Here is an 18,621-nt window from a genome sequence, read left to right on the forward strand (position 1 = left end):
GCTCCTCGCGCGGATCTGAAAATCACGGCCATGTCATCAAACAGTCATGGCGCTCTCTTATCAAGTTGTCTATTATCATAGACAACTTGAGCCGGGCAAGATCGAGGATGGTGATGAGCGGCGAGATCGCGATGCGCGAGAGGCGGCGGGAGGCGATGCGGGTGCTGGCGCATGTGCCGGCAGCCGAAATCGTGACGCTGATGAACGAACTCACTGTCCCGCCGCATCAGGATCTGCGAACGCCGGAAAATGGTCTGGTCATGCTGCGCGGCCGGGTCGGCGGCGACGGTGCGCCGTTCAATGTCGGCGAGGCGACCGTCTCTCGTGCCGCTGTCCGGCTCGCGAGCGGCGAGGTCGGGTTCGGCTACGTGCTCGGACGCGACGGCGACAAGGCGCGTTTGATCGCGCTGTGCGACGCGCTGCTGCAGACGCCCGATCATGCCGAGGCGATCGAGACCGGCGTTGTCGCTCCCCTGCGGGAGCAGGTGCAGGCGGGCTGGCAACGAACCGCCGCGGAAGCTGCGGCGACACGCGTCGATTTCTACACGATGGTGCGGGGAGAAGGGTGATGGCAGCGGCGAACGTCGATCTGCAGCCGGGGTTTGCCGACAAGGTGCTGTCGGCGCAATCGACCTTCCGCACCGTGATGGAGGCGATGGCGCGGCCGGGGCAGGTGATGCCGGTCGCCGACGAAGTCGGTCGTCCGTCATCAATGATGGCCGGCGTCGCGGCGGTCGCGCTGACCTTGCTGGATCAGGACACGCCGCTCTGGCTCGATCCGGCTTTCGCCAGCGCGCCTGATGTCGGTGCCTGGCTGCGGTTTCACACCGGTGCGGCGATCGTGGACCGGCAGGATGCGGCCAGCTTCGCGTTGATCGCGGAGTCGGCCATGCTGCCGGATCTCTCCTCGTTTGCGTTGGGCACGCCCGAATATCCGGACCGGTCGACGACCTTGATTCTGCAGGTGCCGAGTCTGTCCCGAGGCCGGACCTTTCATCTGCGTGGTCCAGGGATCAGTCGCACGACATCGCTCACAGTGATACTCGAGCCTGCCGACCTGTTCGACCGGCTGTCGATCAACGAGCAGCTGTTTCCGCGCGGCATCGACGTGATCCTGGTCGACGACCGTTCACTGGTCGCAATTCCGCGCACCACCCGACTCGCATGTGCAGGAGCCTGACGCATGTATGTGGCCGTCAAAGGTGGTGAGCGCGCGATCGAGAACGCGCATCGGCTGCTGGCGCATGAACGCCGCGGCGCGCGCGACGTGCCTGAGCTGTCGCTGCTGCAGATCTCCGAGCAGCTCGGGCTCGCGGTCGATCGCGTCATGAGCGAGGGCTCGCTGTATGACCGCGAGCTGGCGGCGCTGGCGATCAAGCAGGCGAGGGGCGATCTCATCGAGGCGATCTTCCTGGTGCGCGCCTTCCGCGCGACCTTGCCGCGGTTCGGCGCCACCGAGCCGGTCGATACCGGTGCGATGCGGGTGCAGCGGCGGGTCTCCTCGACCTTCAAGGACATTCCAGGCGGCCAGGTACTGGGGCCGACGTTCGACTACACGCACCGGCTGCTCGATCCCGGCTTGGCTGCAGGAGGTGATCCGGAAGCGCCGAGTCTCGCGGCGACGTCCGACGTCCCGATGCCTCGTGTCACCGACATCCTCGGGCAGGACGGGCTGATCGAGCCGTCGCCTGCGGCGGACGCCGACGCGCCGGTCGGCGATCTCACGCGCGATCCCCTGAGCTTTCCTGCAGGGCGCGATCTGCGGCTGCAAAATCTCGCGCGCGGCGACGAAGGCTTCCTGCTGGCGCTGGGATACTCGACCCAGCGCGGCTATGGCCGCAACCATCCGTTCGCCGGCGAGATCCGCTTCGGCGAGGTCGAGGTCGAGTTCTTCGCCGAGGAGATCGGCTTTGCGGTGCCGCTTGGCTCGGTCGAGCTGACCGAGTGCCAGATGGTCAATCAGTTCAAGGGCTCGGCGACCGAGCCGCCATGTTTCACACGGGGCTATGGTCTGGCCTTCGGCCAGAGCGAGCGCAAGACGATGTCGATGGCGCTGGTCGACCGCGCCTTGCGCGCACGCGAGCTCGGCGAGGATTTGATCGCGCCGGCGCAGGACGAGGAGTTCGTGATGTCGCACTCCGACAACGTGCAGGCGACCGGGTTCGTCGAGCATCTGAAGCTGCCGCATTACGTCGACTTCCAGTCCGAGCTCGGCCTGCTGCGCAAGCTGCGCCAGGAGTTTGCCGACGCCAACGCCGCTCCCGCGCTGAAGGAGGCTGCGGAATGAACGCGCCGACCTACAACTTCGCCTATCTCGACGAGCAGACCAAGCGGATGATCCGTCGCGCGATCCTCAAGGCGATCGCGATTCCCGGCTATCAGGTGCCGTTCGCCAGCCGCGAAATGCCGATGCCCTATGGCTGGGGCACCGGAGGCGTGCAGGTCACCGCAGCCATTCTCGGTCCGGACGATGTGCTCAAGGTGATCGACCAGGGCTCCGACGACACCACGAACGCGATCTCGATCCGCAAGTTCTTCGCCAAGACCGCCGGCGTCGCCACGACGACGTCGACCGAACAGGCGAGCGTGATCCAGACCCGCCATCGGATCCCCGAGGCGCCGCTACGCGAGGGGCAGGTGCTGGTCTATCAGGTGCCGATCCCCGAGCCGCTGCGGTTTCTCGAGCCGCGCGAGACCGAGACGCGCCGCATGCATGCGCTGGCCGAATATGGGCTGATGCACGTCAAGCTGTACGAGGACATCGCCCGCTTCGGTCATATCGCCACGTCCTACGCCTATCCGGTGAAGGTCAATGCGCGCTATGTGATGGATCCGTCGCCGACGCCGAAATTCGACAATCCGAAGATGGACAATTGCCCGGCGTTGCAGTTATTCGGCGCCGGGCGCGAGAAGCGCATTTATGCGATTCCGCCGTACACGTCGGTCGTCTCGCTCGATTTCGAGGACCATCCGTTCACGCGCTACAAGTTCGATGCGCCTTGTGCGCTGTGTGGCGCGGAGGACTCCTATCTCGACGAGATCGTGACTGACGACAAGGGCAGCCGCATGTTCGTCTGCTCCGACACCGATTATTGCGAAGGTCGGCAGGCGGCCGGACATCGCGGCGTTGAGAACGCAGCCCCGCACAAGGAAGCCGCCCATGGTTGAGGTGACCCGTGCCACCGATCAGCCACTGCTGGTCGCCGAAGGCCTGTCGAAGAGCTATGGCCGGCTGTCGGCCTGTCGCGACGTCTCGTTCGTGCTCTATCCGGGCGAGGTGCTCGCCATCGTCGGCGAATCCGGTTCGGGCAAGTCGACGCTGCTGCAGATGCTGTCAGCGCAACTCGCGCCGAGCGGCGGCCGCGTGTCCTATCGGATGCGTGACGGGGTGCTGCGCGACCTCGCGCAGCTTGGCGAGGCCGAGCGGCGCTTCCTGTTCCGAACCGACTGGGGCTACGTGCATCAGGACCCGGCGCAGGGCCTGCGCATGGCGGTCTCCGCCGGCGCCAATGTTGGCGAACGCCTGATGGCCGTTGGCTGGAACAATTACGGGCGGATCAGACAGACGGCGTCATCCTGGCTCACACGAGTCGAGATCGATGTCAGTCGCATCGACGATGCGCCGCGGACCTATTCCGGCGGCATGCGGCAGCGGCTGCAGATCGCGCGCAATCTCGTGACCGAGCCGCGGCTGGTGTTCATGGATGAGCCGACCGGCGGGCTCGACGTCTCGGTGCAGGCCCGGCTGCTCGACCTGATGCGCAGCCTCGTCAACGAGCTCGGCCTTGCCGCGATCGTGGTCACGCATGATCTGGCTGTGGCGCGGCTGTTGTCTCACCGTGTGATGGTCATGAAGGAGGGGCGGGTGATCGAGACCGGCCTCACCGACCAGGTGCTCGACGATCCACGCGAGCCCTACACCCAGCTCCTCGTATCCTCGATCCTGCCGCCATGAGCCACATGCGATGACCGTGATGATCGATATCGAAAATGCCGAGAAGACCTTCACCATGCACCTGCAGGGCGGCATCTTGTTGCCCGTGGTGCGCGGCGTGTCGTTCCAGGTCAGGGCCGGGGAATGCGTCGTGCTGGCCGGACCCTCGGGCGCGGGCAAGTCATCGATCCTGAAGATGATCTTCGGCAACTACCGCTGCGATGGCGGCCGCGTCGGCGTCCGTCATGAGGGTGAGATCACCAACATCGCGGGAGCCGAGCCGCGGCTGGTGCTCGACGCGCGGCGGCAGACGTTCGGCTATGTCAGCCAGTTCCTGCGGGCCGTGCCGCGTGTGCCGGCGCTCGACGTCGTCGCCGAGCCGCTGCTCGCGGCCGGCGTATCGCGGGACGAGGCGCGCGCGCGCGCTGGCGCTCTGCTCGCCCGGCTCAACATTCCGGAGCGGCTGTGGTCGCTGCCGCCGTCGACGTTTTCCGGCGGCGAGCAGCAGCGCGTCAACATCGCCCGTGGCTTCATCTCGGAGCTCCCGATTCTGCTGCTGGACGAGCCGACGGCGTCGCTCGACGCTGCGAACCGGGCTGTCGTGGTCGATCTGATCGCGGCGAAGAAGCGAGCCGGTGTGGCGATGCTGGCGATCGTGCATGATGATGATATCAGGATCGCGATCGCTGACCGCATCGTCGACGTGACGACATTCGCAGCCGCGGCTTAGAGGGCAGAACAGCAGATGGACGCGAACATGTCTGAAACCGTGATAGGCAACGCCCGGCTGGTCCTCGCGGACCGGGTGATCGAGCGGGGCTGGGTGGCGATCGTCGGAGGGCGGGTCGCCGAAATCGGTGACGGCGCGGCGCCGGCCGGCAGTCTGGACGCGGAGGGCGATCTGCTGATGCCTGGCCTCGTCGAACTGCATACGGATCACCTTGAGGCGCACTTCGTGCCGCGGCCGAAGGTCTATTGGGACCCGGTCGCCGCCGTGATCTCCTACGACGGCCAGCTCGCCACCGCCGGCATCACCACCGTTTTGGACTCGCTGCGGGTCTGGAGCGAAGAGGGCGCCGAAGGCGTCGACGGTCAGGCCAATGTGCTCGCGGACGCAATCGGGCGGGCGCGCGACGCGCGTCTGCTGCGCGCCGATCACTTCCTGCATCTGCGCTGCGAAGTGCCGATGCCGACGGTGGTCGAGGAAGCGAAGCAGTTGGCGGGCCGCCCGGATGTCCGTCTGATGTCGCTGATGGATCACACGCCGGGCCAGCGCCAATTCCGCGACGAAGGCAAGCTTCGCGACTACTACCGCGGCAAGAGCGGCGGCAAGACCGATGCCGAGCTCGACGTGATGTTCGCGCGCCGCTTTGCCTATCAGCAGACCTATGCGGCGGCCAACATGCGCGAGATCGTTGCTCTGGCCAAAACGCACGACGTGCCGCTCGCCAGCCATGACGACACCACCGACGAGAATGTCGCCGACGCGATCAAGGACGGCATCGCCGTGGCGGAGTTTCCGACCACCATGGAAGCGGCGCGGGGCCTGCACGAGGCGGGCATCAGCATCCTGATGGGCGCGCCCAACGTGGTCCGCGGCGGCTCGCATTCCGGAAATATCGCGGCTGTAGACCTCGCGCGCGAGGGCCTGCTCGACATTCTCTCGTCGGACTACGTCCCGTCGAGCCTGCTGATGGGCGCGCTGCAGCTGCCACAGCGCGCGCCGGCGATCGATCTCGCGGCCGCGGTGCGGACCGTGACCAAGGCTCCGGCTGAAGCGGTGGGGCTGCGCGACCGTGGCGAAATCGCTGCCGGCAAGCGCGCGGACCTCATTCGGGTTCACGTGGCCGGCGACGTCGCCGTCGTGCGCAGCGTCTGGCGGGAAGGATCGCGGGTCGCATGACCGACATCCCGGCTTCATCACTTGGCTCCGAACCAATTGGCTCCGGTCGGCTCGGTCCCGGCCGTCTTGTGCTCGTGGTCGGGCCCAGTGGCGCCGGCAAGGATACGCTGCTCAACGTGGCGCGTCGTGAATGCAAAGATGACGATCGCATCGTCTTTCCACGGCGGATCGTCACCCGCGAGGCCTCGGCGTTCGAAGACAATCTCGAGATGACGGCATCAGCTTTTCGCGAGGCCCTGGAGGCGGGCCAGTTCGCTCTGCATTGGGAGGCCCACGGGCACGACTATGGCGTGCCGCGGACGATCAATGACGACATTCTCGTCGGACGCACCGTGGTCGTGAACGTGTCGCGGACGGCTATCCCGGCGGCGCGGCGCGACTACGCGCATGTGGTCGTCGTTTCCATCACTGCTCCGGCGGAGGTCCTTGCCGAGCGGCTCGGCAAGCGGCATCGCTCGAGCGATGGCGACATCGGCGAGCGTCTGCACCGCTCCGTGTCGGACGAAGCGACTGCAGCGGACGTGACGATCGTCAATGTCGGCGATCCCGCGGCACACGGTCGCCGGCTGGTCGACGTGATCAGAGGGCGGACCGATGCGATGCCGATCAGATCCACAGGAGCAGGCGGCGATGTCGATCATCACCACGATTGAGCAGCTCGAGGCGATTTATGGCGAGACGGGGCTGACATCGACGGCGAAAGTCGCGGATCGGGTGACGCCCCACTACCGAATCATGATCGAGACGTCGCCCTTCGTGGCGCTTGCGACATCAGGCCCGGAAGGTCTCGATTGTTCGCCCCGCGGCGATCTGCCGGGGTTCATTCGCATTCACGACGACAAGACGTTGATGATGCCCGATCGGCGCGGTAACAATCGCATCGACTCGCTGCGCAACATCGTGCGCGATCCGCGGATCGCCCTGCTGTTCCTGATTCCTGGATCTGGCAACACGCTGCGTGTCAACGGACGAGGCCATCTCTCGGCCGCTCCCGACCTGCTGGAATCCTTCCGCATGGAAGGCAAGCTGCCGCGCTCGGTCCTGGTCATGACGGTGGAGGAGATCTATTTCCAGTGTGCGCGCGCAATTGTCCGCGCCGATCTCTGGAATCCCGAGAAGCGGATCGATCCGCGCAAGTTGCCGACGCCGGGTCAGATCCTGGCTGCAATGACTGCCGACGGCATCGATGGTGCGCAGTACGACCGCGAATGGCCGGAGCGTGCGCGCAAGACGATGTGGTGAGCGGGCCGTGCCATGGCCAGGAGCACGTCGTTGCTCGTCGTCAGGCAGCGACATCGAGCAGGCGCGAGGATCCTCTGATCAGAACCTTGCGCCCCATCTGGGTGATCTCTGCAGTTCCATCGCTGATGCTCGCCAGTTCCAGCGCAGCGAGTTGATTGACGATCATGCCATTCAGCCGGCGGCGCTCGCGTGCGGGAATGCGAAGCGCCTTCAGCGTTTCCCATTGATCCGGCGTGAGCTCGTGTTCGAATTCCGCGTTCATGCTGCCTCGAATGTTTGACGTTCGGCATCGTCTTAGAAAGTTCGCGTGACGAAGATGCGACCTTCATGCATCCGTAGTGATACGGCGCTGGATTACGCCCGTTCGGCCGGTGAATTAATTCAAATTTGAATGATCTCGCGCGCGCCCTGCTGCAATGCAGCCAACTCTGTTGTTAGCGGTGAGCCGTGACGTCTCGTTAAGAGAAAATTAAGGCAGATCGCCGGGCCGTAGCAGTAACGCCGCTGTCACATCAGTGTGTCAAACGGCGCAGTCGACTTCGCGTGTGGTGTCTGTCGCTCAAGCGCGCGGTGATGCTGGCAGGCTGCGAACTCTCCGTCTTGCGAACGATAGGTCGTGGCGACAGTCTCGACCTGGTGGGTGCGCGCGAAGTTTTACGAGCTGTCCGTTCGCTCGGTGGATGGGCGCGGTCGCTTGGATCTCGCGATACGACCAAGCCAGTGCGCCGATGTGCCGAGCATCCTACCGCTCTTCCATCATCGTGAAGACCGCTCCGGTCAGCGTCGCGCCGACCGCAAAGGACAGCGTCAAGGCGGCCACGATGATCGTCAGAGTCATGTTCGGTTCGACGCTGTGCGCGATGAGCCGCGAGATCCCGAACGTGTCCATATGGGTCAGTGCGAAGGCGAAGCCGAGACCGAGCGCCGTGCCCATGAACGCATGGCAGGCAAGCTCGATCAGGATCGCCGGGTCGATCAGCGCGCGGCGCTTTTTGGGCGGCATGTCCATGTCCTCCGCTTTCGCCTGAGAACGCGTGACCGTATCGGCGGTTCCGGCCGGACCGCGCCGTGGGCGGCCGCAAAGCGGATTGCCAAACGGCGGCGGGAGCGGCTACGGACATGAGGTCGCCGTCGCGCGCGGATGTCGCACCGTTCAGGCCAAGCCATGAGGCGGCCGAACGGGACGGCACTGGTCCAACAGGGAGGACAAAGACCATGACAAACGCCGTTCGATTCCACAAAACCGGCGGTCCCGAGGTGCTGGTCTGGGAGGAGGTCAGCGTCGGCAAGCCTGGCCCCGGCGAAGCCCGTATCCGGCACACCGCCGTCGGTCTCAATTTCGTCGACATCTACAATCGTTCCGGCCTCTATCCCGTCCAGCTGCCGAGCGGATTGGGCAGCGAGGGTGCCGGCGTGATCGAGGAGTTGGGGGAAGGGGTCTCGGATCTCAAGGTCGGCGACCGCGTCGCCTACGGTTCATCGCCGCTCGGCGCCTATTCCGAAGCGCGCCTGATCCCGGCGGCCCAGCTGATCAAGCTTCCCGACGAGATCGACGACAAGACGGCGGCGGCGATGATGCTCAAGGGCCTGACCGTCCAATACCTGATCCGGCAGACCTATCGGGTGAAAGCCGGCGACACCATCCTGCTGCATGCGGCGGCCGGCGGCGTCGGTCTGATCCTCAGCCAATGGGCCAAGCATCTGGGAGCCACCGTCATCGGCACCGTCTCCAGCGATGACAAGGCGCAGCAGGCCAAGGCCCACGGCTGTGATCACACCATCATCTATTCGCGCGAGGATTTCGTCGCGCGCGTCGGCGAGATCACCGGGGGCAAGAAGGTGCCCGTGGTCTACGATTCCGTCGGCAAGGATACGTTCCTGAAGTCGCTCGACTGCCTGGCGCCGCTCGGCTACGCGGTGCTGTTCGGTCAGTCCTCGGGCACGGTCGATCCGCTGAATCTCGGGCTGCTGGCGCAGAAGGGTTCGCTCTTCGTGACCCGGCCGACCCTGTTCACCTATGCGGCCAAGCGCGAGAGCCTTGTTGCGATGGCGAACGAGCTGTTCGACGTCGTCAAGTCGGGCGCCGTGAAGATCGAGGTCAACCAGACCTATCCGCTCAAGGACGCCGCCAAGGCCCACGCCGACTTGGCCGCCCGCAAGACCACCGGCTCGACCGTTTTTCTGGTCTGATCTGGTTTGACGCTGGACCAGCGGACCGGCTGCGCAGCCGTCTGCCGGTTCTCGGCCGAACCCGGCTAGACCTGCTCGTGCTTGCGCAGATCGCGTTCGTGATCGAACCGCGCGGCCTGCAGGTCGGTGTCGATGCCGACCAGCTCCGGAACCGCCGCTTCCGAAATGATGTCCGCGGTGATGTCCTCGACCGAATGGTCGAGGATCTCATGGATGAAGCTGATGTTCGAAAACTCCCCCGACGCCACGCGTGCAATCACGTCGCGCCGGGTCATTTCGGGGTCGACCACGGCCTCCCGTCCCCGGCGGCCGTAGTCGATCATCACGACGAAGTACTGCATGCACCGCCAATTCGGGTGAGTCGTCACTACCGCGGCATTATTTCTGAAAAACGGAAAAATGTCAACGGCCGTGTTCACCGACGCGCGGGCAGGCGCGGAGGTCGCCCTCCGTCCTGCTTTATTTGCTGGCCGCTCGCGCCGCCCGGGCGCGGGCCGCCGACTTGCTCCGCATCCGCTGGATCTGGCCGCGCGGCAGGGTGACGAAGATTTCCCCGATCCAGTCCAGCTTGACCCCCACGATCGGCTTGGCGTTGAAGCTCTTGAGGTTGACCAGGGACGACGACTTGCCGCGCTCGATCGTCTTCAGATAGCGCTCGCCCGACTTGAGCCGCACCACCGCTTCCTCGCCGTAGAAGCTCGACAGCGGGTGCCGCTGCTCCCGGTAGACCACGATCACGTCGCCGTTCTCATATTTCGGCAGCATCGAATCGCCGGAGACCTCGAAGGCGATGGTCTCTTCCGAGATCGGGAAGGGCAGGGCGACCTCTCCCAGGCCCTCGAGCGGCACCTGCTCGTATTCCGGCTCGATAACGGAGCCCGCGCCGACCCGCCCCATGATCGGAACCGAATTCAGCTCCAGGTAATCCGTGATCAGGGGAATTTCGGCGGCCTTGATCAGCCGTTGCCCTCCGAGAATCTCGGAGACGGCCCCCGGGCGCACCCCCATGGCGCGGGCGAGGCCGCCTTTGGTCTTCCCCGGCTTCTCCAGGGCACGCTCGATCATGGCGACGTCCAACATGACTTCATTTCTCCGTTGCGAATCTGGTGAGGCACTATATCTTTCCGATAATCAGAACTCAAGCTTGACTTTTCGTTCGGAATATCGGAAATTGAGCCGGTCGGGAAGCGGGGCGCCAAGGCGCGGCCGCCCCGGCGCTCCCCGATGCAGACGAAGAGGCGAGAATGCAGTCCACCGATTGGCCAGAGCGACATTCACTGATGTTGCGAGAGCTTCATGCCAAGGGATTGTCCTATGCGGAGATCGCGCGGGCCCTGAATACCGAATTCGGCACCGCCTACACCCGGAATGCGACGCTCGGCCGCGGCAAGCGGTTGGGGCTGGCGGCGCCGGGCGGCCTGAAAGCGGCGCGCGGACCCGATCTCCGGCCGGCACCTGCCTTCATGGGATCCGGCCGCCGGCGCCGGGTCAGAGACCAAAAGGAGCCCGACGGCAGGCGGATTCCGGTTTCGGCTCCCGAGCTGCCGGCCCCGGTGCGGCTTCGCTGTGTCGGCATCAGTCCCCGGCTGCTGTCGCTGGATCAGCTCGAGCCCGGCGACTGCCGCTATCCCTACGGCGGAGACCGCGACGACGATCCCATCACTTTTTGCGGCCATCCGCGTCGGCCCGGCTCGAGCTATTGCAGCCCGCATTTCCAACTGACCCGCAATCCGGATGTCATCGCCGATCGCCCGATGCGGCCATTGACCTTGCGGCTCGTCGCCGCGGCGTAGCCGGCAGGCACCGCCGACCAGACCCGATTTCAACCCGCATGCCGGAGGACAAAAATGGCGCGACCCAAACGCAGCAAGTCGATTCGCATCTCGAAGAGCCATGACCGCAGGGCTCATGATCTGCCGCCGCATGCCGATGTGGTCGCCGTCGAAATCGACGATCCCCTCGCGCTCGAACCGGGCGAGAAGATCGTCGCGCTTCGATCCGTGCGCAACGACCCGCTTGGACGGCTGCACGCGCACAAGCAGCTGGATGATGCGCAATATCGCGCCGGCCGCGCCTTCCAATCCGACTGGGAGCGGGCCGAGCGAGGTCCACAGGCGATCGATCCCTCGCGTGATCACGTGGATGGCGCCCAGGGCCGGGAGCTCGTCACCGAAGGCCAGCGTCAGGCCATGGTCAGGCTGAACCGGGCCGAGCGCGAGCTCGGCGCGGATGGGGCGGCGATCGTGCACGACATCCTGGTGCATGGTCTCACGATGGAACTGGTCGGGCACAAGCGAGGTCTGGCCAGCCAGCGTTGGAATGATTATTTCGCGCGCCGCTTCAAGGAATGCCTGGATCGGCTGGCCGTGGTCTACGGCTTTTCGAACGGACGACCCGCTGGGACGTATCGCGAGGCGACGCGTCCGACCCGCCGGATCGATCCCCGGTCTTAGCCAGCGGGAGGGGCGTTCGCGAACCGATCGCTTTTCGCGGGCGCCCGCACTTCTCTTGGGATCAAGGATGCGGCGTCACGGCATAGGTGGTGCTATAGGGCTCGACCCGCAGCGAGGCATGGGCGAGCAGGGCAATCTTGGCCGAAGGCGCCATCTGCAGCTCGCCGTTCGGTCCGCGATGGACGTTGTACTGCCACGCCGTCAGATCGCCCTTTTGCGCCAGCGCATGCGCGATGGCGCCCGCGTCGGTGCCGCCGATCGTCTTCAGCTCGTCAGCGCTCAGGCCGATCACGATCTCGTCCTTGACGGTGACGACCTTGAACAGCGACGTCTTGGTATCGTCGGCCATGCCGGAGGAGGCGGCAGCAGTCAGCATGGCAATGGCTCCGAACAATCGCGTGAGCTTGGCACTCATCAAATATCCTCTTGGCCGGGTGGCCGTCATGGTCATGAACGTGCAAGGCATTGGTTTCCAATGACGGGCAGTTGGTTCGCGAAAAATCGCTGAGATCTGGATTGAACCCGACAGCGTGGACGTGCGTCTAAGCACGTTCGGGGGCGGATGGAAGTTTGCTGCGCGCAACCGGGTTGAATTGCCGGTTGACGCAGATCAAGCTGCATCTCGCGTCGTGTTGTATTTGGAAACGAGCGAAGAGACGGGGGATCACATGTCCTGCGAACATTATTTGTTGGGTTCGACCGGCCGGAAGATCGCACTCACGGCCATGGCGATGCTGATCATGACGGCGAGCGAGCCGACGACGGTGCTCGCCCGGTCGTCTGGACCAGCCGGCAAACAGGTGCTCACGAACGGTACGTCCGGTGATGCGACTGATCTCAGCGCCCGTCGGCGCTATCGTCGTCACTACCGCGGCAATCCTGCAGCCGGTCTCGCGATCATGGGCGCGATGATCGGAACCATCGGTGCGATCGCCGCGCATCAGCACGATGACGACTATTACTATGCCGGTCCCGGCTACTACGCCCAACCGGGATATTATGGACCGCCGCCGGTGTACTACGCGCCGCGTCCATATTACGGCCACCCGTACTACGGCCACCCCTATTATGGGCCGCGGGTCCACTACTATCATCCGTATTGAGACAAGGGCGGGCGGCAGCGCTGGGCGCTGCCGCCTCACCTTAAGCTTGCGGAGGGTTGGCGTCAGAAGCCGCCGGCGCTGAAGCGCAGCGGCTGGACGATGTCATACGCCGCTTTGCTCAGCGGCACGGCATAGTCGACCGTCAGCGGCCCGAATGGCGAGGCCCAGGTCATCCCGACGCCGACCGAGGATCGCAGGACGTTTCTATTGGCGATCTGGACGTTCTGGGTCGGACCCCGGTAGCCGAACACGGTGCCGGCGTCGACGAAGGCCGATGCGCGCAACCCGTATTCCTGGGGCAGTCCGGGAATGTTGCTCTGCAGCTCCGCGGTCGTGGCCCAATAGTAGCTTCCGCCGACATTGTCCATGGTCGATCCCGGCGTTACATCACGCGGGCCAAAGCCGCCGGGGGCGAAGCCGCGCACCATGGTCGGACCGCCGAAGAAGCTGTTCAACAGCGGCGCCTGCCGGCCGCCCCAGCCCGTGATGTAGCCGCCCTGGGCGCGAACCATTCCCGTCACGTCGCTGTTGATCGACCGGTAATAGCGGACATCTCCGGTTGTGCGTAGAAACCGGACGTCGCCGCCGAGTCCTGCGATATCCTGGCTGAGCTGGGAGCGAATGCCGTTGGTCGGAAGCTTGTTGTTGTCGAGCGTGCTGGTGGTGACGGTGGTGCCGAGCTGGGACACCAATTGCCGTCCCGCGGTTACGGCCTGCCGGACGGGCAGGGACACCGCGGCCGGGTTGACCCCGGGAGACAGAACCACGTTCTGGTCGAACAGCGAATAGCGCCACAGCATGGCGGTCTGCTCGCTCACGGGCATGCCGAGCGTGACTGCGCCGCCATATGTATTGCTGCCGAACGACTGGAACGCGGTCGCAGTGCTCTGGCGTCCGAACAGCTCGAATCCCGGTGTGGTGCGGCCAAGCGCGAAGGGCGAGGTGAACGCGAGGGTGGCGCCGCGGGCGAACTGACCATAGGTGAACGTCGCCTGCGCCGTGTTGCCGGTGCCGAGCACGTTGCGATCGCCGATCTTGACTTCCGCCAGCAGGCCGTCGGTGCTGGAATAGCCGCCGGACACATTGAAGTCGCCCGTCGGCTGGTCGACCACTTCCACATCCAGCACCACGCGATCCCGCGTCGAGCCCTGCCGTTGCGAGATCTTGACGGTCTTGAAGTAGTTGAGATTGCGCAGGCGTCGTTCGGCGCGGTCGACGAGCGACTTGTTGTAGGCGTCGCCCTCGGCGAAGTCGAATTCGCGGCGCACCACGTCGTCGTGTGTATGCGTGTTGCCGTGGATATCGATGCGCTCCACGTAGCTCCGCCGGCCCTGGTCGATCTGGAAGCGGATGTCGGCGAGACGTGCCGGCGCATTGCGCAGGATGACAGGCTCGACCTGCGCGAACGGAAAGCCGATCTTGCCGAGCTCGGCCGTCAGCCCTTCGGTGGTCTTCGTCAGCTTGCCGTCGTCGAACGTGTCGCTCTCCTGCGTCAGCAGGAGAGGGCGCAAGCGCTCGCAGGCCAGATCCGGCACGTTGCATGACAGCTCGATCTTGCCGAAGCGATAGAGCGGGCCTTCATCGATCGCGAAGGTGACGTCGAACCCGCTGTTGGCCCGGTCGTAGTCGACATTCACGCTGGTCACTTCCGCGTCGGCATAGCCGCGATCGCGGTAGTACTGCCGGATCTGCTCGCGATCGGCGTTGATCCGGTCGGGATCGTAGACGTCGCCTCCGGTGAAGAAGCTCAGCGCGTGCGTTGCCGACGTCTTGATCACGGCGCGCAATTGCCGTGCGCCATAGGCATGATTGCCGACGAAGCTGATCGTCCTGACCGGGGTCTTCTTGCCCTCGGTGATCGTGAACACGAGGTCGACGCGATCATTGCCGCGGTCGATGATTTCGGGCACCACCCGGACGTCGTCGCGACCGACGCGATGATACGCCTCGATGATGCGTGTGACGTCGCCCTGGACCGTTGCGCGCTGCAAGCCGGCGCGCGGCTTCGACAGAACGGCGCTGGTGAGATCGGCGTCCTTCACCTTCTTGTTACCTTCGAAGGCAACCCGGTCGAGCACCTTTGCTTCGGAGACCCGCACGACGACCCGTCCGTTGCCGCGATCGACGTGAACGTCGTCGAACAATCCGGTCGCGACCAGCCCCTTCAGCGCTGCGTCGATGGCGGCCGCATCGTAGAGGCCGCGTGCGTCAGCGTGGAAGTAGGCGCGCACCGTATCGGAATCGATCCGCTTGTTCCCCTGCACGACAATCGAATCTGCCGCGCTGGTAGCTGAGATCGACATCACGGCCAGTGCCGCAACAAGCGACATGGTGCGCCGGACTCTGACGGAGCCGCGTCCGCCTGTGCTCCGGGCGCTCATCACGGGATGTCCCTGCATGCTCGTCATCGCCGCGATGCAAGTTCGGGTGCGCGGCCAAATCATGTCTTGGCCGTGGTGCGTTGTTGGCCCGCGATCACATTTGCGATGACGGCAGCCGCTGGAATGCATGTTCGTCGCAGTTTCGACGCAGACGCGATCCAAAGGCTGGATGCCTTTGCTCGTGCGGTCCTGTCGCCGAGCCTGATGTGGCGTGTGTCAATGGGAGCAGACCATGCGAGTGATCGCGCTGGCCCTCATCGCCTGTACTTTCCTGCAATCCGTCGTCGCGGCGGCGCCCGTTCCGGAGATCGATCCGCAGACGTCGCTCGCTGTGGTCCAGCAATGGATCTACAACTATCGGACCAAGCCTGACTACGCGCACGTGCCTGCGGCGGTCCGCGTCATGTTCCACTCTCAGACGTTCAAGGAGCCGGAGAACGCGGGCATCTATCTCGGCTTCATCGCAGGGGCCATCGGCTCAAACCCCGCCAAGGCCGAGCAGCTCGTAACCAGCTTCTTCCCCGTTCCTCCCGAGGAGGAATGGGTGATCGTTCGCGCGATCGCTTATTCGGGAGTTCCGGACTGGCGCAACCTCATGCGCAAGGTCGCGCCGAAGATGCCGGGCCGTCGCGTCATGATCGAGGGCTATCTGAGCGGCACGCAGCAGACGCTGATGGAGATTCCTCTCGAGGAAACCAAGCCCGGCATGATGGACAAGCTGCGCGGTGCGATGACGCAGAACCCGTTCAAGAAGGAAGAGCGCAAGCTCGATACCCGGCTGAGCTACGCGACCCACCAGGATCTGCTCGACATTCTCTGGGGCTACTACTTCGCGACGGGCTCGCATGTGCCGATCCAGCGCATCGTGCAGATGCTGCCGTGGTCCAAGAGCCGCGACACGGTCGACAAGCTGACGATCGGCAGCATGGCGCGCTATACGCTCGCCAGCTATTCGGTGCGCGACGCCGGCCTGCGCGACTATCTGCGCAGCGAGCTGGCGCGGCAGACCGGTCCGGTCAAGGCGCCGCTGGCCGAGGTCGTCGAGGCCGCCGACACGGTACAGCTCGGCGCGGTGCGCAAGGACGCCGTCGCCGCGGTCGAGGAACTCAAGATCAAGGGCTCCGACGCACGCCGCAACATGGACTTCTGGGGGCAACTCGGGGTGGGGGCTCTGGCGCTCGGCTGCGTCTCGGCGGCTGCCCTCGGCCAGGTCGCCGTCGGAATTCCCTGCGTGATCGGCGGCTCCGCTTCGCAGGGGCTGCTGTCGTTCTGGGAAAAGCAGCAATGAAATGAGAACTGGACGGCCCGAAGTCCGGACGTATCGGCGTTGAAATGGCGTCGCGCAATGCCTGGATCTATCGTGCGGCCGATATGATTTTCGTCGGAATGCACACTTAATGGTTGTGTGTAGGGCCTTGCTCTCGACGATAGGTGGAAACTTGCGGCATAGGCCGGGATTGGCCGGCGTCGTGATGAAAAATCAGGACAGGCTGGCTTTGGCGATCGCGGGATAGACCGGTTCGCGGTGAACTTCCGCGCCGGACTCGTCGACCACCACGATCGATAGTCTGCGATCCGTGATGCGCGGATCGTGACGAAGCCGCCGGGCGAGATCCCGGCTATGCTCGATCGCTCCGGCGCGGGTCGCGAACTCGAGACCGGTGCGGTCTCGGGTCGGAACGCCGTCCTTCATGTCGAAATAATACGTTCGCATGGTCTTCCTGCAGCCACTTTGTCGCGGGAATGGGACTGCGGAGCCCTCACGAAATCCGCAACCCATCGTCCTCCCGGGCAAAGTATAGAAGACCTCTAATGTGGAGGACAAGCTTACCTCCACCGTAATCCGCTCTGGTGTTCGCCAATCGACCATTTTCGCTGGCTTCGGTAGCCAGAAACTGCCAGAAAGCTCAAATTGTGCCGCCAAAATCGACCGACTGGTCAGTTTGGCTTGCTGCAGGAGTTGTTCGCTGGCATACTTTCAACCTCGTCGGGTTCCGCGCGGTCGATTTCCAGGCGGGCCATTCGGAGGATCAAGGTCGCTGTCGTCAAACCGAGGCTCTCGGCCTCGATGGCTGCAGTATCAACCTTGCGCGCAAGGCCTTCACGTTTGCTAAGGACTGGCATTACCGTTTCCTGTCAAAGGTGCGAGATGAAGAATTCGACATTCATCGCGGAGCTGCACACTAAGCTCGGAGCCCCATCGAGCGATGCGGTGGAAAGCCTTCGGCTGTTGAAGGCTTTCCTGCAGCTGGCGCCCGGCCAGCGTGTTGAAGTGATCGAATTGGTTGAGCGGCTGACGTCAGAGCACTCATCGGAAACCGACCGTCCCCTGTCCTGACGTCATCCTTTCTCTTTGCTCGCGGCCGCCGGCTGCGTTGCGATCGCGTAGATCGCATCATCCAGAGCTTCCGATTCGTGCAGCGTCCCGGCTGGCAGCAGGATCTTGTCTCCGGCGCTGCAGATGCGTTCGCCGCCTTCCCACCTGAAGGTCAGCCGTCCCCGGATCACCACGAGGATTTCGTCGACGGGATGCGTGTGAAAGGAATGAACCTTTCCGGCCGCATCGTGCTGCAGTTCGATGCAGCCCTGACGCGGCAGCAGCGCCAGGATATCGGGATCGATCGTGAATTCGGTCTTCGTTCCGGCGATGATCTGGGTCATGCGGCCTGCTCCTTGTCTTCGATCGAAGGCGGCTTGGTCTGCGCGAGCTTGTGGAAGGGACACGCCGGCGGCGGCTGGTTTTCGTCGTAGAGGAAGTACTGCTTGTACTCGCGCCCTTCCGGGTTGCCGTAGCGCCCGAGCAGGGGCGACGGCGTCGTCGTATCGAATGGCACCAGCCGCTTGCGTACTTCGCCGAACGACTTGGCGGCAGCCTGGTCGGTGCCGAGAATCTTCTCGAACACCCAGCGAGGCTGAAACGTGAGCATGAAGGCGCTCGAGCGCCGGCTTTGCCGCATCACATGCGCCGGCGTGCTGCAGACGACGAAGATCGGCTCGCCGGCAAACGAAAACTCCCACATCGGATCATCGACGGCCTGCGGGATCTCTTCGGGCCAGGGCTTCTTGTCGATCCGCGCCAGTTGATCGAGGATCCGCCAGAACTTCTTGTAGTAGGCATCGAGAGTCTGGACCGGACGCGGGCGCGTGAACAGGACGAGCGATGTGTTCGGTCCATGCGAGCGACATTCCGATACGAAGAGAGCGAGCTGCTTGCCGAGAGTGTCGACGTCGAGGGGGTCCAGGAACAGATAGCGGAGCTGGTCGTGGCGATAGCCGGCCACGCCGAATATGCAGGGAAAAGGGCGCGCATCGCTGCTCATTTGAGCTTCGAATTCCGAAAACAGCACACTTTGCCAGCTGCTGACCTGATAGCTGGCGCGGACCTCGTCCTTTCTCAAATACAAACGCGACATAC

General features: G+C 64.4%; 24 protein-coding genes. 15 read left to right on the forward strand and 9 right to left on the reverse strand.

Going from position 1 to position 18,621, the window contains the following annotated elements; all coding sequences use genetic code 11:
* Positions 1-113: 113 nt before the first annotated feature.
* Genes phnG through ACQR1I_RS08495 form a run of 9 tightly spaced genes read left to right on the forward strand, consistent with a single transcriptional unit; the run spans position 114 to position 7,079 of the window.
* Positions 114-569, forward strand: coding sequence for a phosphonate C-P lyase system protein PhnG (phnG, locus tag ACQR1I_RS08455; protein ID WP_434870414.1), 456 nt, complete (start codon positions 114-116; stop codon positions 567-569).
* Positions 569-1,180, forward strand: a complete 612-nt coding sequence (phnH, locus tag ACQR1I_RS08460) for a phosphonate C-P lyase system protein PhnH (RefSeq protein ID WP_434870413.1) — start codon at positions 569-571, stop codon at positions 1,178-1,180. The genes phnG and phnH overlap by 1 nt, the downstream gene beginning before the upstream one ends.
* A gap of 3 nt (positions 1,181-1,183) precedes the next feature.
* Positions 1,184-2,287 carry a carbon-phosphorus lyase complex subunit PhnI gene (locus ACQR1I_RS08465; RefSeq protein ID WP_434870412.1) on the forward strand — a complete coding sequence of 368 codons (1,104 nt, stop codon included), beginning with the start codon at positions 1,184-1,186 and terminating at the stop codon, positions 2,285-2,287.
* Positions 2,284-3,168, forward strand: a complete 885-nt coding sequence (locus tag ACQR1I_RS08470; protein WP_434870411.1) for an alpha-D-ribose 1-methylphosphonate 5-phosphate C-P-lyase PhnJ — start codon at positions 2,284-2,286, stop codon at positions 3,166-3,168. Before ACQR1I_RS08465 ends, ACQR1I_RS08470 begins: the two co-directional genes overlap by 4 nt.
* Positions 3,161-3,955, forward strand: a complete 795-nt coding sequence (phnK, locus tag ACQR1I_RS08475; protein WP_434870410.1) for a phosphonate C-P lyase system protein PhnK — start codon at positions 3,161-3,163, stop codon at positions 3,953-3,955. Before ACQR1I_RS08470 ends, phnK begins: the two co-directional genes overlap by 8 nt.
* A 10-nt stretch (positions 3,956-3,965) precedes the next feature.
* The gene (gene phnL / locus ACQR1I_RS08480) at positions 3,966-4,664 is read left to right on the forward strand and encodes a phosphonate C-P lyase system protein PhnL (protein ID WP_434870409.1); all 699 of its coding nucleotides are present in this window, start codon (positions 3,966-3,968) and stop codon (positions 4,662-4,664) included.
* Between the two features lie 15 nt (positions 4,665-4,679).
* The gene (locus ACQR1I_RS08485) at positions 4,680-5,837 is read left to right on the forward strand and encodes an alpha-D-ribose 1-methylphosphonate 5-triphosphate diphosphatase (protein ID WP_434870408.1); all 1,158 of its coding nucleotides are present in this window, start codon (positions 4,680-4,682) and stop codon (positions 5,835-5,837) included.
* Positions 5,834-6,490, forward strand: coding sequence for a phosphonate metabolism protein/1,5-bisphosphokinase (PRPP-forming) PhnN (phnN, locus tag ACQR1I_RS08490; protein ID WP_434870407.1), 657 nt, complete (start codon positions 5,834-5,836; stop codon positions 6,488-6,490). The genes ACQR1I_RS08485 and phnN overlap by 4 nt, the downstream gene beginning before the upstream one ends.
* Positions 6,468-7,079: a pyridoxamine 5'-phosphate oxidase family protein gene (locus tag ACQR1I_RS08495; protein WP_434870406.1), complete on the forward strand. Its 612-nt coding sequence runs from the start codon at positions 6,468-6,470 to the stop codon at positions 7,077-7,079. The genes phnN and ACQR1I_RS08495 overlap by 23 nt, the downstream gene beginning before the upstream one ends.
* Positions 7,080-7,119: 40 nt before the next feature.
* On the opposite strand, the gene ACQR1I_RS08500 is transcribed toward ACQR1I_RS08495, so the two are convergent.
* On the reverse strand, positions 7,120-7,341 hold the full coding sequence (locus ACQR1I_RS08500; protein WP_434870405.1) for a hypothetical protein: 222 nt from the start codon (positions 7,339-7,341) through the stop codon (positions 7,120-7,122).
* Between the two features lie 480 nt (positions 7,342-7,821).
* On the reverse strand, positions 7,822-8,082 hold the full coding sequence (locus tag ACQR1I_RS08505) for a hypothetical protein (protein ID WP_434870404.1): 261 nt from the start codon (positions 8,080-8,082) through the stop codon (positions 7,822-7,824).
* 212 nt (positions 8,083-8,294) lie between these two features.
* Between ACQR1I_RS08505 and ACQR1I_RS08510 the strand changes: the two genes are divergently transcribed.
* Positions 8,295-9,269: a quinone oxidoreductase family protein gene (locus tag ACQR1I_RS08510; RefSeq protein WP_434870403.1), complete on the forward strand. Its 975-nt coding sequence runs from the start codon at positions 8,295-8,297 to the stop codon at positions 9,267-9,269.
* A 65-nt stretch (positions 9,270-9,334) separates the two neighbouring features.
* Here ACQR1I_RS08510 and ACQR1I_RS08515 read toward each other — a convergent pair whose 3' ends face one another.
* Positions 9,335-9,610, reverse strand: a complete 276-nt coding sequence (locus ACQR1I_RS08515) for a hypothetical protein (protein ID WP_434870402.1) — start codon at positions 9,608-9,610, stop codon at positions 9,335-9,337.
* Between the two features lie 118 nt (positions 9,611-9,728).
* Positions 9,729-10,349, reverse strand: coding sequence for a LexA family transcriptional regulator (locus ACQR1I_RS08520; protein WP_434870401.1), 621 nt, complete (start codon positions 10,347-10,349; stop codon positions 9,729-9,731).
* A gap of 164 nt (positions 10,350-10,513) precedes the next feature.
* On the opposite strand from ACQR1I_RS08520, the gene ACQR1I_RS08525 reads away from it, so the two are divergent.
* On the forward strand, positions 10,514-11,062 hold the full coding sequence (locus ACQR1I_RS08525; protein WP_434870400.1) for a GcrA family cell cycle regulator: 549 nt from the start codon (positions 10,514-10,516) through the stop codon (positions 11,060-11,062).
* A 54-nt stretch (positions 11,063-11,116) separates the two neighbouring features.
* The gene (locus ACQR1I_RS08530) at positions 11,117-11,722 is read left to right on the forward strand and encodes a DUF6456 domain-containing protein (RefSeq protein WP_434870399.1); all 606 of its coding nucleotides are present in this window, start codon (positions 11,117-11,119) and stop codon (positions 11,720-11,722) included.
* Positions 11,723-11,783: 61 nt separating this feature from the next.
* Here the strand turns inward: ACQR1I_RS08530 and ACQR1I_RS08535 are convergent, their stop codons facing one another.
* A complete protein-coding gene (locus ACQR1I_RS08535; RefSeq protein ID WP_434870398.1) occupies positions 11,784-12,137 on the reverse strand; it encodes a hypothetical protein in 354 nt (117 codons plus the stop codon).
* A 253-nt stretch (positions 12,138-12,390) separates the two neighbouring features.
* Between ACQR1I_RS08535 and ACQR1I_RS08540 the strand changes: the two genes are divergently transcribed.
* Positions 12,391-12,825: a hypothetical protein gene (locus ACQR1I_RS08540; protein ID WP_434870397.1), complete on the forward strand. Its 435-nt coding sequence runs from the start codon at positions 12,391-12,393 to the stop codon at positions 12,823-12,825.
* Between the two features lie 62 nt (positions 12,826-12,887).
* Here the strand turns inward: ACQR1I_RS08540 and bamA are convergent, their stop codons facing one another.
* On the reverse strand, positions 12,888-15,155 hold the full coding sequence (bamA, locus tag ACQR1I_RS08545) for an outer membrane protein assembly factor BamA (protein WP_434870396.1): 2,268 nt from the start codon (positions 15,153-15,155) through the stop codon (positions 12,888-12,890).
* A gap of 283 nt (positions 15,156-15,438) precedes the next feature.
* On the opposite strand from bamA, the gene ACQR1I_RS08550 reads away from it, so the two are divergent.
* A complete protein-coding gene (locus ACQR1I_RS08550; RefSeq protein WP_434870395.1) occupies positions 15,439-16,494 on the forward strand; it encodes a hypothetical protein in 1,056 nt (351 codons plus the stop codon).
* Between the two features lie 192 nt (positions 16,495-16,686).
* Here ACQR1I_RS08550 and ACQR1I_RS08555 read toward each other — a convergent pair whose 3' ends face one another.
* The gene (locus ACQR1I_RS08555) at positions 16,687-16,920 is read right to left on the reverse strand and encodes a DUF6894 family protein (RefSeq protein ID WP_434870394.1); all 234 of its coding nucleotides are present in this window, start codon (positions 16,918-16,920) and stop codon (positions 16,687-16,689) included.
* 435 nt (positions 16,921-17,355) lie between these two features.
* Here ACQR1I_RS08555 and ACQR1I_RS08560 point away from each other — a divergent pair, with 435 nt between their 5' ends.
* Positions 17,356-17,544, forward strand: coding sequence for a hypothetical protein (locus ACQR1I_RS08560; protein ID WP_434870393.1), 189 nt, complete (start codon positions 17,356-17,358; stop codon positions 17,542-17,544).
* A 2-nt stretch (positions 17,545-17,546) separates the two neighbouring features.
* Here ACQR1I_RS08560 and ACQR1I_RS08565 read toward each other — a convergent pair whose 3' ends face one another.
* On the reverse strand, positions 17,547-17,867 hold the full coding sequence (locus ACQR1I_RS08565) for a cupin domain-containing protein (protein ID WP_434870392.1): 321 nt from the start codon (positions 17,865-17,867) through the stop codon (positions 17,547-17,549).
* Positions 17,864-18,619, reverse strand: a complete 756-nt coding sequence (locus tag ACQR1I_RS08570) for a YqcI/YcgG family protein (RefSeq protein WP_434870391.1) — start codon at positions 18,617-18,619, stop codon at positions 17,864-17,866. Before ACQR1I_RS08570 ends, ACQR1I_RS08565 begins: the two co-directional genes overlap by 4 nt.
* Positions 18,620-18,621 lie beyond the last annotated feature (2 nt).

It is taken from the genome of Bradyrhizobium sp. HKCCYLS2038, assembly GCF_051167655.1.
Classification (GTDB): domain Bacteria; phylum Pseudomonadota; class Alphaproteobacteria; order Rhizobiales; family Xanthobacteraceae; genus Bradyrhizobium.